This is a genomic window from Butyrivibrio sp. AE3006 (assembly GCF_000424165.1).
In the GTDB taxonomy this organism is placed as follows: domain Bacteria; phylum Bacillota; class Clostridia; order Lachnospirales; family Lachnospiraceae; genus Butyrivibrio.
The window spans coordinates 187,237-203,899 of sequence record NZ_AUJJ01000002.1 but is presented as its reverse complement, the minus strand read 5'-3'; the positions used below and the strand labels follow the sequence as shown (position 1 = coordinate 203,899).

The following is a 16,663-nucleotide window of genomic DNA, read 5'->3' as shown; positions in this document are numbered from 1 at the left end:
TAATAACTTTTATGAAATTTGTATAAATACTGTGTTTATCATATTTTTATAAAATAGATTTAATTATTTTTACTCCTTCTGACTGCCCGCTTGGTATGTTATGTTGTTTACAACATGGAATGGAGGATAAGAAAAGAGGATGAGAACTTCCTCTCGGTTAATGCCGTATCAATGCATTATAAAAAGTCTCAATGAACTCTTCTCCATTAAGACTTTCTAAATTCCACTCTCACGGCAATTTCTGTATGAACAGTCCAAAACAAAGGAGAAAAGAAACTTATAAAAAAATATCTTAATCCCCCAATATTTACACTACTTACTAATGAAATCTGTGACCTTCTATGACTATCTATATTATGCTTTTTTCAAATTTTTTGTTTCACTAAACTTAAAATCTCAGTTAATTCTATCATTTTAAAACACTAACTCAACAGGTTCACCCTTAGGAAGGTCGATTTCAAATCCGCCTTCCTTTTTTGTTATAGGAAGTGTTGTCTGTGGCATTTCATGATTGAAGATCACCTTACCACCGTGGCCTGATACAACTGTTGCTTTAGTGATTTGCGAATTCCCCCATTTAATATCAACAGTCATATCTCCCCTTGCCCTTAAGCCGTGAACCTCTCCGTTTTTCCAACTTATAGGAAGGGCAGGAAGAAGGGTTATGCCGTCATGGCTCTGGATGAGGCACTCTGCCATTCCGGCGAGGATTCCCATGTTTGCATCAATCTGAAAAACTCCTGTTGCGTTGAGGTAACTCTTTGTAAGAGAATGATCAAGAAGATATTGAAGGCTCTTGTCTGTATTTTCACTGTCCTTAAAGCGGGCAAAAAGCGCAAGCTGCCATGAACCGGGCCACTCCTTTTTGTTTGCGCCGCTCTTTATTCTGAAAAGCAGAGATTTTTTCGCTGCTTCAAACAGCTCGGGTGTCTTCTCAGTGTTGTCATCCCCGGGAAATACAGCGTACAGATGGGATACATGAGCCATGTCCGGAGTAAGCTCCTTCTCCTCTTTTGCCCATTCAAGCAGTCTCCCTGTGCTGTCTATTCCATCTGGTCTTAGCTTTGAAATGATATTCTCGAAATCTGCCTTAAGAGGTTCATCTATTTCAAGTAAATCTGCTGCTTCAAGCATCGCCTTCATAAGTGCCCTTATTATCTGATTGTCCATGGCAGGGCCTGCGCAAAGAGGAGTATCATAGCCTTCCTCTGTGACGAAGCGGTTCTCAGGAGAACAGGAGGGATTGGTTACAAGATATCCTTCTTCATCCGGGATTAGGAAATCCACGAAAAACAGCGCTGTTTTCCTTAAAAGCGGATACTTTTCTCTTAAAAATTCCTTATCGAGAGTGTATCTGTAATGTTCTATGATATGCATGGCAAGCCAGGCTCCGCCTACAACCCAAAACGTAGCAGCAGGATAAACATCCTGTGTTCCGCAGTCACCGTAAAAATCCGTGTTATGATGGCATACCATTCCGCGGCAGCCATACATCTTCCTGGCACATTCTTCACCATTTTTCTCAAGCCTTGCAAGAAGGTCGAACTGAGGCTCATGAAGATCGGACAGATTGCAGACCTCTGCCGGCCAGTAATTCATCTGCTGATTTATATTCAGGGTGTGCTTACTATCCCAGCTTGGCGCGAATTCGTAGTTCCAAATACCCTGAAGATTCATGGCATTTGATCCCACTCTGCTGGAAGATACAAAAAGATATCTTCCATAGCTAAAGTACTTAGATGCCCGCTCATCTTCAGCCACGTCAAGATAACACCTCTTCATAAAGCCTGAAAAATCCTGCATGTGCTCTGCCTTTATCTCGCTGTATGAGCTCTTTAAAGCACCATCCAGAAATCTTTCAATCTCAGCCTTATAATCCTCAGCCCTGTTATCCGTAAGGGCCGCAAGATAAATCGTAACCTCAGTTGCATCATAAACAGAAAGCCTTGAATAGCAGTCTTCAACGGTACCATCCGTTACAAGGCAAATACCTGCCCCAAATTTAGTTCCTGCTTCATTACCTTCCATGAAAAGTCTTCCCTTTTCAGTATAAATTCTGTCGCACCTGGGAGCCGCCCATATTCCACCGCTTAAAAACTTGCCTGGTCTTCTGTCATCAGGAACCCTTTCATCCCTGTAAGGATAGCGGTTTAAGGCAACATCCAGATTTATTGCCTTTTCCTTATCGCTTTCTATATGAACACACAGGACTCTTTTCTTATAGCTGGCAAAAACTTCACGCTTATAGCTTTTTCCTTTCTCTTCATGAGATATGGTCAGAATTCCATTCATCATATCAAGCTCTGACTTGTATTTTTCTGCGTCCGATTCAGGGAACCATCTGTCAGGAAAAGCCTGCTCCTGATTCAGTGATATATCAAGTTCACCCAGCGTGGAGTAATTGGTCATGCTTGATGGTGAAGAAATCATGTGTGAAAGCATAAGTCTCTCAGCTTCTTTAAATTTTCTCTCGAAAATAAGCTTTCTTATCTCAGGAAGCTTCTCTAAAGCCTTAGGATTTATTCTGTCAAACCCTTTACCGTTCCACAGAGAATCCTCATTAAGCTGAATTCTGTCCCTTGATGTATGGCCGTAGACCATGGCACCTAAATATCCATTCCCTACAGGAATCGCATCCTCCCACCTGTTCGCTCCTTCTGTAAACGTTAAAATATCCTGTTTTTTCATGCCAATCCTCCGATAAGAAATATACGTATAATTAAACGATTTTATCTGATGATTTTATATGATATTATGTATATAGTAAATACAATTATTGATGTTTCGTTGTTCATTCTTGCGAAGATTTCGCTGAAGAGACACAAACTGATATCTACTCAGTGATATCCTCGCAGTAATAGTTGCTGTAGTGCTTTACTAATAGGAGGATGCATTATGCAAAGCTATAAGAAACTCGAGTATTCAAGAAACAATGACGTAATTCTTCGTTACACAAAGGGGCACTTCATCACCCCGCATTCCCACGTAAACTATTTTCTGGATATGTGTGATACCAAGGCCAGAATGAAGGAAGCAAGAGCTGCCGGTGAATCCCTGGCTGAGCTGTTCCTGGCTTCTGATGTTATCGATACCATCCTCTGTCTTGATGGTATGGAGGTTGTTGGCTCCTATCTTGCGAACAAACTGACTGAGGGCGGTGTTATATCCATGAATTCCCATAAGACCATGTATATCACAGGTCCCGAGGTTAATCCGACAGGACAGATCATGTTCCGTGATAACAACCAGCATATGATCAACAATAAAAAGGTTCTGATCCTGATTGATTCTGTAACAACAGGAGGAACCCTGCAGAGTGCTCTTGAATCCATCAGATTCTATAAGGGCGAGCCCGTTGGCATTGCTGCTGTTTTTTCAATCGCAACTCAGATTCAGGGTGTACCGATCAGGTCACTTTTCTCAGTGCATGACCTACCGGATTACGCCAGCTACTCACCTGACGCCTGCCCGCTTTGCAATGACGGCGTAGCTGTAGATGCTATCTGCAACGGATTTGGTTATTCAACAATTTGATGATGATAAAAGCCGACCAAATTTTAAGGGATAAGGTTTGAAAGCCTTATCCCTTTTTCTTAGTTTATTTACCTTTATATTTCTTGTACTTGAAGACCGTTTTTTTAGCACCGCTCTTTTTCTTTATTTTGTTAAATACTCTCTTTGCTGTCTTTTCGTTTTTTGCCTTAACTATAATCTTGATTCCCGACTTTGTCTTTCTAAGCCAGTTCTTTCCTGCAGATTTAAGAACATTTCCATTAACCGTTATCTTACTTAAATGAGTACAGCCATCACAGGCATTTGCACCTATCTTTGTAACATATTTTCCAATAATGAGTGTCTTAACTTTTGTGTTCCCTTTTAATGCCTTAGGTTTTACTTCAGTAACCTTATAAACATTACCACTGGCATCCTTAACTGTATCCGGAATGGTAATCTTTGTCTTTTTAGCATCTGCACTTGTACCGGTGTAGGCAGCTGTTGGATTTGAAGAATCAGAGTTTGTTACGGTAAATCCGGTTTCTGCACCGGATTTATCTTTAAGTTCTGTGCCTTCGGAAGCAGGTGTACCTTCACTACTACCATCTGCTGCAGCAGTAACAGGAAATTTCATTTTCAAATACGGAAATGAATTCAGTGTACTTCCCGCTGATATTACTGTGCCTGCTCCCGTGCCTTGAGTATTTGTCCAGCCCATTCCGGCAAGAGATGTAGTGATAGGGAAGCCTGTATAAGCCTGCTTATCTCCGGTTATTTCTACGATTCCGCTCTTTATGTCTGTATTTGCATTGTCACAAAAAATACCATACTGTTTACCGTAGGCGTTTAACGATCCGCCTTCTATTTTAACACCTTCATATGAACAGATACCTGCATAATTGGCCTCTGTTGTACCATTCCCGGTAGCCTTCAATGAACCGCCACTTATTGTAAGTCCGCCGCCATTCCAATCTGAAAAGCCACATGTTCCTCCTGTCAGGTCAACAGTTCCACCTTTTACATGTAATCCATGTGCACCTATTGCATATCCATTTGACTTAACTGTAACGTTTCCACTCTCAATAGTAAGTTTTGAGCCTGGCACGAATATTCCTGCGTCATCAACAGCGTTACCGACATTTACATCAAGACTACCGCTGCCTGTTATTGTAACAGGCTGTTCACTATAGATTCCATAATAGCCGTCCATATTAGTGCTATCTGAAATTCTATTACTTCCTACTAATTCTATTGTAAGAGGACTCGTACCTATATATACGATATTAGCGGATTTACTACTCGCTCCGGCATTTACAGAATTATTCGCAATTCCAGAATATCCATTAAGTGTCAACGTATTATTTGCAGCATTATAACTCCATCCGGGATAACCACTGCAAGTATCCTCGATAGCAACACTTTTGGTATTATCAATACCTCCTACATATAGGAACCAACCACCAGCCTTAGCCGTTAATCCGCCGTACTCCCAATTAAGGAAAAGGCAGGAAAAGACAATACTTACCGCGGTTATGGATGCTATTACTTTCTTTAGTCTATTTTTCCTCATAAAAGTCTCCTTTTACCATTATTACTTTCGAATCTTCAACGTAACCTTATCAATTCTTTGCCCGTTTATACTTCATTGTGGGATTTGTTGCTCCGCTTTTCTTTTTTATCTTATTAAATACTTTTTCAGCGGTTTTCTTGTTTTTTGCTTTGATAACAATCTTTATGCCGGACTTGGTATTTCTTAGACATTTTCCTCCCACTGTCTTTAAGGTGTTTCCATTTACAGTAATCTTACTTAACTTTGTGCAGCCGTCGAATGCCTTTGACCCAATTTTTGTAACGTATTTTCCAACAACAACGGTTTTTACTTTTCTGTTGCCTTTTAGAGCGTTTGCCTTAACTTCAGTAACCTTGTATACGTTTCCGCTTACATCAGTTACCATGTCCTGAATTGTTATTTTTGTCTTATTTGCATCTGCAGCTGTCCCCTTATAAGCAGCGGTACGCTTTGCAGCGTTAGAGTTTGTTATGATATATCCGGTGTCGTTTCCTGATGCATCAGAAATGCTTGATCCTTTCGTTACTGTGGGCCCAGCTACCTGCACAGGAATACTTGCATAATCTGTCTGATATGTGATGTCATCTTCATCATCAAGTGCAAGTAAATATACATAATAGTCAGAGCCCCAGTTTCCCCAAGAAGACATGCTGGGTATACTGAATTCTGATGTTCCACTAAGAGATGATATTTTATTTACTGCCTGATATTTAACATTAGCTCCGTTTGCATTTAGTTCAGAATATTCTTTATCAAGAACCAGCAGGCAAAGAGAGTTAGCATTTCCGCCGTTTTGTCCGCTGATCGTGTATGGAACAGAAATAGTTGTGCCATTTAGGGTAGGAGTGCTGCAAGCGACAGTCATATTTGAATCACGAAGAGTGAGCACATAGGAAGCACCCTTGCTGCCAGCAGTACCTGAAACAACGGATGACAGGATTACTGATGAAAGGTCAATGTTAAGGGCGGGACTAACAGCTAAAGTTGAATCGACAATTCCGCTACCCTGATACCAGATGCTTCCACCATTATCAATGAAACCATAATACCGAGAGGTAGTTTTGTTTGGAGATCTGAGCCAATAATATATGTAACCTGTTGAGTGCGCTTTTGCCCGGTATTCTGTTTGATTTACGTTCTCATTATTGCTTGCATACGTATTTGGATATCCATAGGTGGGATTTGAAATTTCATAGGCATCCAAAAGGAAAATTTTTTCTCCTTTTAATGCCTGAAAGTCTAGCAAACTTTCCGTTCCCACAAAGCATCCTTTTCCATCTGATGCTGATTTGCTTTCCTTCCTGCTCTCTGCGATGGAAGCCTTTTCCAAATTCGTAAATACGCCAGCCTTGTTAAGGAAGCCGCCTCCATTAAGGGAACTATAAACAGTTGTATTTGTCCATGCGACTTGAGCATCCGCACCATTCATCTGGCTGGTATACAGCAGATTATCACAATCGAGCAGCATTGTAGTGCCACCAAAATCAGAGGTCTTGTTTGCTAGCACTCTGTACTTTACAGGGCTTCCATTGTAATCGCCAAAGAAAACATAACTCCAGCCACCTGCTCCTAAATTGGGACCGGCTATTACATCTGTGCAAACACCGGCTACTGTGGAGGCAGCATTTGCTGTAATAATATTTGACTTATCAATTTGTAAATTCTGGGGGATAATGCCCCCGTTAATTACAAGCATTGCAGCTGTTATGACGCTTAGTAGATTAGATAAAATTCTTTTCCTCATATAAACCTCCATTTAAAGCAGTATGCGCTCATGTATCTCCTTTCTTCCGGTCAAAACTACGCACTAACTACATTCATGATATCCGTATAGCCTGTTTAAATACTATGTGGTAATTTATGCCACGTAATTTTCTAAAATACTCATAAACAAAAAAGTCCGTATTTTACCGCAAAAAAAGACGCAGATACCGAAATCTGCGCCATTTCTTAAGCTTTTATAAACTATATAAACCTCTGCTTTATCATTTATGATAACGACCGATTTTTTTCATAATCATAATAACTCTTAACTAGGCCTGCCCTATTCTCAGCCCCGGTTTTTACATAGAGCTGATTCATATATCTGTAGATCATGCGCTCAGAGGTATTTATCTCTTCAGCAATAACCTTGAGCTTGGCATCAGACTTTAACAGCGCATGCATTACATCCTGTTCCTTTGGCGTGAGTCTGTAATGGTCCGCAAAAGCCTCGAACGTTGTATTCTCATCCTCTTTAACTTCTTCCTGAGATGTTTCAGGTACTTTTTCTTTATAATCCATGAACAGAATAAACAGTCCCATAAGCAGAAGCGCCACCAGAACCATTGTCATGAATTCTCCTGCGTTTACCGCGAAGATTAAAACATATGCCAAAAGCCCCTCAAATATAGCTATTATTCTGCCAAACACTGCCCAAAGATCAGGTTTTTCCGTCTTAGGTGCGATATTCCAATAGCCCATGGTTATAAATGCCATGGTTGCACCTGCCAGAATATAGAAAAGGCTCATTCTTCCTGTGAGGAAGTCACTATGCGGCATCGCAGCAAAAGAAGTAAGCGAAACACACAGCATTACCACTTCTGCCATCCTAAAACCAAATGCATCATTGGCTATGGCAATGATAAAATATCCGATTGGTAAAAAAAGCCTTGGCACCCCATAAAGCCCTGCAGCCACATTAGGAGAAGCAATATACTGAAGTTCACACACAAGAGATATGCACAGGACAAGAATTGATAACCCGGTATGCCTTACTAGACGTTTTCTCACAAATCCGTTCCAATCCTCGGAAACATCAGTATAGGGCAGCATATTTTCAAATACAAAATCCCCCATAGGACAAATAAATGAGACAGTCATAATCAGCAGTCCCGCTATAATAACCACATAAATTATTACAGGCTTATCGATAAATCCCTGCAATAAAAATTGCAGTAAAAATGCCAGACTTGAGCCAAATGCCAAAATAATCCCGGAAAATCCGATTATGCTTCCAAGAACAGCCAGCATGTAGTAAACCATTCCGCCAAGGAATCCTATGCATGCCGAGCAAATAAGCGCCACGAAAAAGCCATCATATACCCTTACTCTAAAAAGCATTGCGGCAGAATATAAAAATGTCACTAATAAAGTTATTATCTTTCTGATTTTGTCACTTTCAATGAATTTGCGACTAAGATAGAACAGTAAAAAACCTATTCCGAGAATAACTGAACCGGCATAATGATATGCGCTATTCATATCGCCGACCACCCTGTCATTTAACTGCAGGGTCATGGTCAGCTCAAATGAATAGATGGCAAAAATGACTATGCCATAAATGATCTTATTTAATTTCCCCCTCATAAAGGAAATACCCCTTAATCATTCTGCGTAATATAGAAAAGGAATGTGCCTAAATAATGGCCTTTCTTATCCTTCAAATAAATGTGGTGGAAGTTTCTTCCGCTAAACTTCTTTGTTCCACTCTTTTTGGTTATAAGGCTTTCTCCTGAAAAACCGGAACCTTCCTGAACCCTATCAGGCTTGCAAACCTTAAGATCTGAAGCAACCTTCCAACTAAGTGTATATTCCTCAGTCTTGCACTTTATTGACTTATAGCCCTTGTCCTGGTTAACAGTTTTGGTTATATCTTTTCCATTAAGCTTAACCTGCTTGTAGGGGCGCTTTCTAACAACAATATATTTCTGAGTAGCCTTATATCTCTTGCCGTTTCTCTCCATAGTATATGTAATTGTACATGTACCGGGTCTGTTTGCGTTGTAATTGGTGCCTGAGCCACCTTTTTTCGCAGGTGAAAGAGAAACTACATTTTTGTTAGAGGTTTTGACATCAACAATATATTGTCTGTCCTCACCAACTCTCAACAGATACCCATTGTTCGGAGCCTGCAAACAATACGCTGTTGGATACTTTGTAGTAACCTTTGCCTCAGCCTTAACCCCGCTGCACAAAGTAAGCAGCATAGCAAAGCTGAGCGCGGAAACACCGAGCAAAACTTTTTTCATTACACTTTTCATTTCTGAATCCTCCATAAAAATATGTATTTAAAATAATAAAATTGGAACCCCGATAAAAGAAATCACCCCTCAACTATAAGATATCTTCCATCTCCAATATCAAAGACCTCTGATGCATCCATAACATCACCATCACCGGGATCAAGGCCGGCCTCTTCGAAGTATTCCTCTACTTCTTCAGGTGAATCTACGACTACCGCCATGCAGTCCTCAAGAAAAGCCTCTGCCTCTTCCAGGCTGTCAGCCACATTCTCAGAAAAAAGTTGTCCCTGATTTTCCAGAAAACAATTCAGTACAGCATCGTCATAATCGTGCATAGATTCTCTCTTTCCCGCATAAAGGATAAATATGTAACAAAAAAGCCTCACAGATTTAATCTCACACTTATGCGTCTAAACTAAACCATGTTTCTTCATTTCCTGATAGAGTCTTGAAGTGGGCAGGCCAACAACATTGTTGTAATCGCCCTCTATTCCCTTTACGAATTTACCAAAAGCCCCTTGTATTCCGTAGGCTCCGGCCTTGTCATAGGGTTCATCAGTATCAAGATAGCCCTCAATCTCAGCTTCGCTCATGCCGTAGCAATTAACCCTTGTGCATTCATAAAAGGAAAAACTCTCTTCATTCCCAATGTCATCCGTATACATCACCGTGACGCCGGTATACACTTCATGGGAATCTCCCTCAAGCATGCCTATCATTTCTCTTGCAGTTTCCCTGCCATCAGGCTTTCCGAGGATTTTCTCTTTATATGATACAACAGTGTCTGCGCCAATTACAACGAGCGCATCTTTATTATCTCTTAAAAGTTTATGAAATATCTCTTTAGCTTTTTGCTGCGACAAGGAAACTACCACTTCCGATGGTACATCGCTGTTTATAACCTCTTCCCCCGTAGCAGGAACAACCTCAAAGTCCACTTCAAGGAGTCCTAAAAGCTCACGCCTTCTTGGTGAGCCGGAGGCTAAAATATATTTATAGTCCATGATCATCCCTATATTCAGGTTCAAAAACCCTGCTTTCTGCAATATCTTTTGGTTTACCAAGCTCAGTTGCTTCCTTGCCAAAGAGCTTTTGTGAGTTGAGAGCTTCAGCACCTCTCCTGGTAACCTTCACATATTCGCCCTGTGCATTCATCATGTGAGCCTTCACATTATCCTTAAGCTCGGCATCCAATATATGCCACAGCTTCTTCCTAAGCTCAGGATTCTCCACAGGGAACATTATCTCCACACGTCTCTCTAAGTTTCTTGGCATCCAGTCAGCACTTGAAGCGTAGTATTCAGGGCTTCCGCCATTTTCAAAATAGAATATGCGGCTGTGCTCAAGGAAATTACCTACGATGGATCTGACGGTTATATTATCACTGACTCCCGGTATTCCTGTTCTCAGACAGCAGATACCTCTGACAATAAGCTCAACCTTTACGCCTACGCTGCTGGCTTCATACAGAGCAGCGATTACATCCTTGTGACAGATGGAATTCATCTTGGCAATGATATGTGCAGGCTCTCCTGCCCTTGCATGGTCCGCCTCTCTGTGAATGAGATCAAGTACTCTGTCCTTAAGCCAAAGCGGCGCTATGGTAAGCTTGTTCCATGCCAATGGCTCCGAATAACCTGAGAGCATGTTAAATACAGCGGTAGCATCCTCGCCATAAGCTTCTGCGCAGGTGAACATGCCCACATCCGTATAGAGCTTCGCAGTAGAGTCGTTATAGTTACCTGTTGCCAGATGAACGTAACGTCTGATACCGTCCTCCTCTTTTCTAACAACAAGCGTTATCTTACTATGTGTTTTCAGACCTTTTAGTCCGTAAATTACGTGGCAGCCTGCTTTCTCAAGCATTCTCGCCCATACGATATTATTCTCTTCATCAAAACGAGCTTTAAGCTCAACAAGTACCGATACCTGCTTACCATTATCAGCAGCCTTGGCAAGAGCAGCGATGATGGGTGAATTACCACTTACTCTGTAAAGTGTCTGCTTAATGGCAAGAACCTGAGGATCAGATGCCGCTGTCTCAACAAAACGTACAACCGGATCAAAGCTCTCGTAAGGATGGTGCATGAGAATATCGCCTTCTCTTATGCACTCGAAAATATCACGATCAGCAGGAAGTCCCGGAACTATTGCAGGAGGATTATAGCCATGCTCCTTCAAATAGTCGAAGCCTTCCATACCATACATCTTCATAAGGAAAGTAAGATCAAGAGGACCATCTATGGTATATACCTCTCGCTCCTCAACCTTCAGTTCATCAATAAGAATCTTAAGCAGCCTCTTATCAAAGCCTTTCTCGATTTCCAGCCTTATTGCCTGTCCCCACTGACGACGCTTCAGCTGCTTCTCGATTTCCTTAAGAAGATCCTCTGCCTCATCCTCATCAATTGACAGATCGGCATTTCTTCCTACTCTGAAAGGATAACAGCATACGATATCATAGTTCAGGAAAAGCTTCTGAATATTCCTCTGAATGATCTGTTCAAGAAGCATAACCTTCCTTACTCCATCGCTCTCAGGTATCTCCATGATTCTAGGAAGAACAGAAGGCACCTGAACCATGGCAAATTCAAGCTCATCTCCCTCTTCCTTACCCTGTACAAGGGCACCTATATTAAGAGTCTTGTTTCTTATAAGAGGAAACGGTCTCGATGAATCCACAGCCATGGGCGTAAGAACAGGATACACAAAATCATCAAAATAACGGTCGATATAGTTAGCCTCATCAGCCGTCAGCTTGTCATAGTTCTTAACTATCTCAAGTCCGTTTTCCCTAAGCTCAGGGATCAAGAGCTTGTTATAAATATGATATTGCTGATTAACAAAATCATGCACTGCACTTGTTACAGCATCCAGCTGCTGCGAAGGAGACATACCTGCAATATCAGGCTTCTTATAGCCCGCATGAATCATGTCCTTAAGAGACGCTACGCGGACCATGAAAAACTCATCCAGGTTACTTGCTGTTATACTAAGGAATTTCAGCTTTTCAAAAAGCGGTGTAGCTTTATCCTTTGCCTCAGACAAACATCTGCTATTGAACTGAAGCCAGCTGAGCTCTCTGTTTATATAATAATCATCGTTATAAAAATTTATCTGTGTATTATCCTTTATATTTTGATCCTTTTTAGATGTCATGACTTCACCCCACTTTTAAGCAAATCTTTTTTGTCTGATAACAGGCTTAATACCGTAAACCTGCTCAAAGAATTCTGCTCTCTCGCCAAACAGTCCCCTTTCAAGGGAAGTATCGGCCATTGTATCAACCGTTATTTCAAGATTGGTATCCTTAAGTGCCAGTTTGATATTCTTGAACTTCTCCTTGTGTGTTCTGTCAAGGCCGTTGGCAATTCGAAGTATCGCAGTGAGTTTGGCTATAGTCAGATAAGAGTCATGATCGATTCCTCTGAATCTGTATCCGCCATCCTTATAGTATTCAAAATCATCATGATTGAACCTTACAACATTGGCCACTATTGATCTCTCAATATGGGAAAGTCCTATGATCTCAGTGGACATTATGATGTTATAGGAGCAGTCTCCCAGATTTACCATGCTTATGTATTTTCCGCAATCATGCAGGATAGTACATATCTGTAATAACAGACGCTCTCTTTTTCCTAGGCCATGTATTTTTTTGAGGCTGTCAAAAATTCCAAGCGCTATGGTCTGAAGAGTCTCGCTCCTTTGTCTGCTTCCCATATATCTTCTGGAAATATTAAGAGCGCAGGCAACAATATCTTTTTCGAAATCATGTGCACTCTTAAGATACTTTTTCCTCTCGGCATACTCGTATGCGATTCCATCGCAAAGAGTTCCTCCGGGAGCCCAGATTGTATCTGAATTCAATGCATTACAAATGTTACTTACAAGGAGTCCCGATACGTACATCAAAGGAATATTGTCCTGAGGAAGTCCAAGTTTTCTGGAAACATCTGACATAGACTGCTTGGTCAGCTTGGATATATACTCCATGAAAACCTTAACCTGTGCGTATCCCTTCTCTTCCATTCCGAGATTAACTCTCTTAAGAACAGGTGATACGTAATCATCCAGAAGTATTACATTCTGAACCTTCTTATCCTTCAGATGCATCTTGGTGAATACCGCAAGCTGTGATTCAACCAGTTCCTGAACAAGTGCCGGGTATTTACTGTAGCCTGCCTGAATGCTCTGCAAAGTGGAATGAAGTCTCAAAACGCCAAGTCGTAGCTGCTGCGTGGTAACAAGTGTATCGTTATCAAACAGCGATATCTGTATACTTCCTCCGCCCACGTCTACAATAGCAGTTGGTTTTTCAAGGAATTTTGAAAAATCAGCGTTATTAAGAGCCACAGATTTATAATCAAGGAATCGCTGCTCTGAGTTACTTAGAATATCAATCTCGATTCCTGTTCTTTGACGCAAAAGCTCAAGAACAGTATCGATAGCCTTGGTCTCACGCATGGCGCTGGTTCCGTAAGCCTGATATCTGCTAACATCATAGCTGTCCATGATTCTGCTGTACTCGTTCAGGATCCTTATCAGCTCTTCCATATGCGTGGAGGATATCTGTCCCGTCGCATAGGTCTCAGTACCAAGATCGATCCTGTGCCGCACATGATCGATTTCCTTAACTCCCTTTTTCTGCGACATCTCATAGATTTTCATTTCGAGCTCGTATGAGCCCAAATCTACTGCCGCAAATACATCTGTTGCCATACGCTATTACCCCTCATTTTTATTGTAATCCGGACAAATGATCTATAAACTGCTGCGCGGTTCTGCCTGAAAGTCCGCCGTGACTCATCTCCCATTTCTGAGCCTCAGCGTAAAGCTCTTCTTCGCTCATATTTATACCTTCTCTGTCCGCGAGAACTCTTACTATCTCGTTAAATTCCTTCCTGTCAGGCGATCCGAAATAAATCGTAACGCCAAACCTGTTGGAAAGTGAAAGCTTTTCCTGAACAGTATCATTTCTATGCAGGTCATCATCCATAACTGAAGGCTTATCCTTGAAGCTCTCTCTGATAAGATGTCTTCTGTTTGATGTCGCATAGATGAGTACGTTCTCCGGCTTTTTCTCAAGACCGCCCTCTATAACAGCCTTCAGGTACTTATAATCAGTCTCAAAATCCTCAAAGCTGAGGTCATCCATATAAATGATGAACTTGTAATTACGTCCCTTTATCTGGGCGATTACATCATTAAGATCCTTGAACTGATGCTTATAGACTTCAATGATTCTAAGTCCCTTTTCATAATACTCATTGGCTATAGCCTTGATGCAGGAGGATTTTCCTGTTCCGGCATCGCCATACAAAAGGCAGTTATTTGCCTTTTTACCTGCTACAAAGCTGTCAGTATTCTCAATTAACTTTTGCTTTGCTATCTCGTAGCCCACCAGATCCTTAAGCTGAACATGTCTGATATTCCTGATAGGCTCTATAACTGTCCTATCCTCCACATGTCTTATTCTAAAGGCCTTGTGAAGTCCGAATTTACCAACTCCGTATGCCCCATAAAAATCTGCCAGTTCATCCAGCATTGCTTCTGCTGTATCACAGCCTGAGAGCGTATCTGCCAGCTCACAGATTCTGTCTCTAACCCTGGTATTGTAGGTACTCTCTGCTTTACCCCTCTGAAAATCCAAAAGTGCTGCAAACTCCGGTACCCTAAGTCTGTCCATCATCTCTGTAAAATCGATGTCAAACCACTTCTTGAATCTCACCAGATCGTGAAGTGCCAGATCACGAAGGGATCCGCCCATCTCGCCTCTTATCTCTGTGGCAAGACTGTAGGCATTCTCATCTGATACCAAAAGGAGCGTCAGGAAGGTATGCCAAAGATTGCCAAAGAAACCTCTTCTTGCAGACTCATCTATAAGCACATTCATGCATTCATGTATTTTTCTAACCTCTTCATCCTCGGAAAAGGTTCTTGCTGATGAATTTCTATCGGAAAGGATAATAAGTGTATCGCGAAGGATGCTCTGCCTTGTGGTGGCATTTTTGTAAAGAATAAGCTCGTTATCTGTTGCTATGCCTTCGCTGTTTAAGAAATCTCCTGCTGCGGGATCAAATATTGCCGCTTCGTCCGTGGCATTCTTTTCGCTGAGTCTTTCGTACTGCCTCTTTCTGCTGACCTCCATGATCTTCTCAAAAAGCTCGCCCACAGGCTCTCTGTTCTCAGCCTTGCCTGCCAGCTCCATGACCTTATCAAGCTTCTGGGCTTCGCGTTCCTTATCAAAAACGCTTTTACCGCTCTCTATCTTGCACTCAGCAATCTTCTCAGCCACGCTCATTCTGTCTTCGATAAGATTAACAAGCTGTTCATCAATTGCGTCTATATTCATTCGAAGTTCATTTAAATCCATAAGCATCTCCCGCTGTAATTATTGATACATGGGCATAAAAACCCACAATTTCATATTACACCACAAAACGCATAATCTCAAAGGAAATAAAAACTAAATTGTGGTTAATATGTTTTATAAAGCGTGATATACTTAATTATATATAGTTTGCATTTAGAATTTTACTCTAAGGAGCCCAGACTATGGAAAGCAAAAAAGGAATTATCATTTTTTCGTTAATCGTTATCGTATTATCATTAGTAACGGTGGCGTATATATTATCCAAGCGAGTTCCGATGAATGATGAATATACGGTAGGAAACACTCCCGGAAATCTCTACAACAACGGTATCTTCCTTGAACTTGACGGCACAGTGTATTTTTCCAACCCACTTGAGTATGACTGCCTATATTCCATGACTCCGGATGAAACAAATTTAAAGCAGCTTACTGTTATGAAGGTCGATCACATCCTCGGCGCAGGCAAATTCCTGTACTTTAACTTAGACCCTTCCAAGACATCACTTAATAACGACCTGACAGGTCTTGGTAAAGTCTCCACCTTCTATGGTCTCTATAGATGTGAGAAAGACGGAGAAAACCAAAAGCTTCTTGACCGTCAAAAAATCGATAGCATGCAGCTTGTGGGCAGTAACATTTACTACACTGTTCTCGGCACTGATAAAGGTCTTCACAGAATACGCATTGATGGTAAAGATGATGCGCTAGTTACCAGCGAAATGTTAGATCCATCCTGTGCCCTTGATGGTAAGATCTATTACACAGGAGTAGACCTTGATCACAATATTCATGTAATGGATACTCTCTCAGACGAATCCACCAGTACAGCAGTTGTGGGCAACATTTGGCAGCCCATAATTCAGGGCGGTTACATGTACTACATCGATGCAGCTCACCATTATCGCCTTGCCCGCATGAATCTCCAGACAAATGAGATTGAGGTTCTGACAGAGTCGCGACTTGATTTTTACAACATGAACGAAAATAATATCTTCTATGCTACATCCGAGTCAGGCAACCAGACTCTTCGCGTCATTAACCTTGACGGTTCAAATAACAGAGTAATTGCCGAAGGTGTTTACCACTCTCTCAGTCTTACATCCAAGTATCTTTACTTCAAACCCTTTGGCGTTGACAATGTTATTTACCATGTTCCGATAGACGGATCAGCTCCTGTATCCACATTTTTGACCTACTGATTTAGAAAGTCATATGTTA

At 41.3% G+C, this 16,663-nt stretch carries 12 protein-coding genes and 1 pseudogene; 2 read left to right on the top strand and 11 right to left on the bottom strand.

Annotated elements, in window-relative coordinates:
* Nucleotides 1–414: 414 nt before the first annotated feature.
* Nucleotides 415–2,688, bottom strand: a complete 2,274-nt coding sequence (locus G603_RS18980) for a glycoside hydrolase family 95 protein (RefSeq protein WP_051207384.1) — start codon at nucleotides 2,686–2,688, stop codon at nucleotides 415–417.
* 207 nt (nucleotides 2,689–2,895) lie between these two features.
* On the opposite strand from G603_RS18980, the gene G603_RS0102650 reads away from it, so the two are divergent.
* Nucleotides 2,896–3,534: a phosphoribosyltransferase family protein gene (locus G603_RS0102650; protein WP_026669226.1), complete on the top strand. Its 639-nt coding sequence runs from the start codon at nucleotides 2,896–2,898 to the stop codon at nucleotides 3,532–3,534.
* A 64-nt stretch (nucleotides 3,535–3,598) separates the two neighbouring features.
* Here the strand turns inward: G603_RS0102650 and G603_RS0102645 are convergent, their stop codons facing one another.
* The 10 genes and pseudogenes from G603_RS0102645 to G603_RS23215 all read right to left on the bottom strand — a co-directional run.
* Complete coding sequence (locus G603_RS0102645; protein ID WP_026669225.1) at nucleotides 3,599–5,065, bottom strand: hypothetical protein; 1,467 nt, start codon at nucleotides 5,063–5,065, stop codon at nucleotides 3,599–3,601.
* A 49-nt stretch (nucleotides 5,066–5,114) separates the two neighbouring features.
* Nucleotides 5,115–6,809 carry a leucine-rich repeat protein gene (locus G603_RS0102640; protein ID WP_026669224.1) on the bottom strand — a complete coding sequence of 565 codons (1,695 nt, stop codon included), beginning with the start codon at nucleotides 6,807–6,809 and terminating at the stop codon, nucleotides 5,115–5,117.
* A gap of 245 nt (nucleotides 6,810–7,054) precedes the next feature.
* On the bottom strand, nucleotides 7,055–8,413 hold the full coding sequence (locus G603_RS0102635; protein ID WP_026669223.1) for a helix-turn-helix transcriptional regulator: 1,359 nt from the start codon (nucleotides 8,411–8,413) through the stop codon (nucleotides 7,055–7,057).
* 14 nt (nucleotides 8,414–8,427) lie between these two features.
* On the bottom strand, nucleotides 8,428–9,087 hold the full coding sequence (locus G603_RS0102630) for a hypothetical protein (RefSeq protein WP_026669222.1): 660 nt from the start codon (nucleotides 9,085–9,087) through the stop codon (nucleotides 8,428–8,430).
* A gap of 62 nt (nucleotides 9,088–9,149) precedes the next feature.
* Nucleotides 9,150–9,404 carry a hypothetical protein gene (locus tag G603_RS0102625; protein WP_026524044.1) on the bottom strand — a complete coding sequence of 85 codons (255 nt, stop codon included), beginning with the start codon at nucleotides 9,402–9,404 and terminating at the stop codon, nucleotides 9,150–9,152.
* 75 nt (nucleotides 9,405–9,479) lie between these two features.
* Complete coding sequence (locus G603_RS0102620; protein WP_026669221.1) at nucleotides 9,480–10,073, bottom strand: Maf family protein; 594 nt, start codon at nucleotides 10,071–10,073, stop codon at nucleotides 9,480–9,482.
* Nucleotides 10,063–12,228, bottom strand: coding sequence for an RNA degradosome polyphosphate kinase (locus G603_RS0102615; protein WP_026669220.1), 2,166 nt, complete (start codon nucleotides 12,226–12,228; stop codon nucleotides 10,063–10,065). The genes G603_RS0102620 and G603_RS0102615 overlap by 11 nt, the downstream gene beginning before the upstream one ends.
* A 15-nt stretch (nucleotides 12,229–12,243) precedes the next feature.
* Nucleotides 12,244–13,791 (bottom strand): Ppx/GppA phosphatase family protein, encoded by a 1,548-nt coding sequence (locus G603_RS0102610; protein WP_026669219.1) that lies wholly within the window; start codon nucleotides 13,789–13,791, stop codon nucleotides 12,244–12,246.
* 19 nt (nucleotides 13,792–13,810) lie between these two features.
* Nucleotides 13,811–15,112, bottom strand: coding sequence for an ATP-binding protein (locus G603_RS0102605; RefSeq protein WP_026524048.1), 1,302 nt, complete (start codon nucleotides 15,110–15,112; stop codon nucleotides 13,811–13,813).
* 93 nt (nucleotides 15,113–15,205) lie between these two features.
* Nucleotides 15,206–15,424 (bottom strand): annotated as a pseudogene (locus tag G603_RS23215) (chorismate mutase); the annotation flags it as partial.
* Nucleotides 15,425–15,627: 203 nt separating this feature from the next.
* Between G603_RS23215 and G603_RS0102600 the strand changes: the two are divergent.
* A complete protein-coding gene (locus G603_RS0102600) occupies nucleotides 15,628–16,644 on the top strand; it encodes a DUF5050 domain-containing protein (protein WP_026669218.1) in 1,017 nt (338 codons plus the stop codon).
* Nucleotides 16,645–16,663 lie beyond the last annotated feature (19 nt).

Excerpts from the sequence above, each read along its gene's own strand:
- G603_RS18980 (WP_051207384.1), bottom strand. The coding sequence starts at position 2,688 with ATGAAAAAACAGGATATTTTAACGTTTACAGAAGGAGCGAACAGGTGG.
- G603_RS0102650 (WP_026669226.1), top strand. The coding sequence starts at position 2,896 with ATGCAAAGCTATAAGAAACTCGAGTATTCAAGAAACAATGACGTAATT.
- G603_RS0102645 (WP_026669225.1), bottom strand. The coding sequence starts at position 5,065 with ATGAGGAAAAATAGACTAAAGAAAGTAATAGCATCCATAACCGCGGTA.
- G603_RS0102640 (WP_026669224.1), bottom strand. The coding sequence starts at position 6,809 with ATGAGGAAAAGAATTTTATCTAATCTACTAAGCGTCATAACAGCTGCA.
- G603_RS0102635 (WP_026669223.1), bottom strand. The coding sequence starts at position 8,413 with ATGAGGGGGAAATTAAATAAGATCATTTATGGCATAGTCATTTTTGCC.
- G603_RS0102630 (WP_026669222.1), bottom strand. The coding sequence starts at position 9,087 with ATGAAAAGTGTAATGAAAAAAGTTTTGCTCGGTGTTTCCGCGCTCAGC.
- G603_RS0102625 (WP_026524044.1), bottom strand. The coding sequence starts at position 9,404 with ATGCACGATTATGACGATGCTGTACTGAATTGTTTTCTGGAAAATCAG.
- G603_RS0102620 (WP_026669221.1), bottom strand. The coding sequence starts at position 10,073 with ATGGACTATAAATATATTTTAGCCTCCGGCTCACCAAGAAGGCGTGAG.
- G603_RS0102615 (WP_026669220.1), bottom strand. The coding sequence starts at position 12,228 with ATGACATCTAAAAAGGATCAAAATATAAAGGATAATACACAGATAAAT.
- G603_RS0102610 (WP_026669219.1), bottom strand. The coding sequence starts at position 13,791 with ATGGCAACAGATGTATTTGCGGCAGTAGATTTGGGCTCATACGAGCTC.
- G603_RS0102600 (WP_026669218.1), top strand. The coding sequence starts at position 15,628 with ATGGAAAGCAAAAAAGGAATTATCATTTTTTCGTTAATCGTTATCGTA.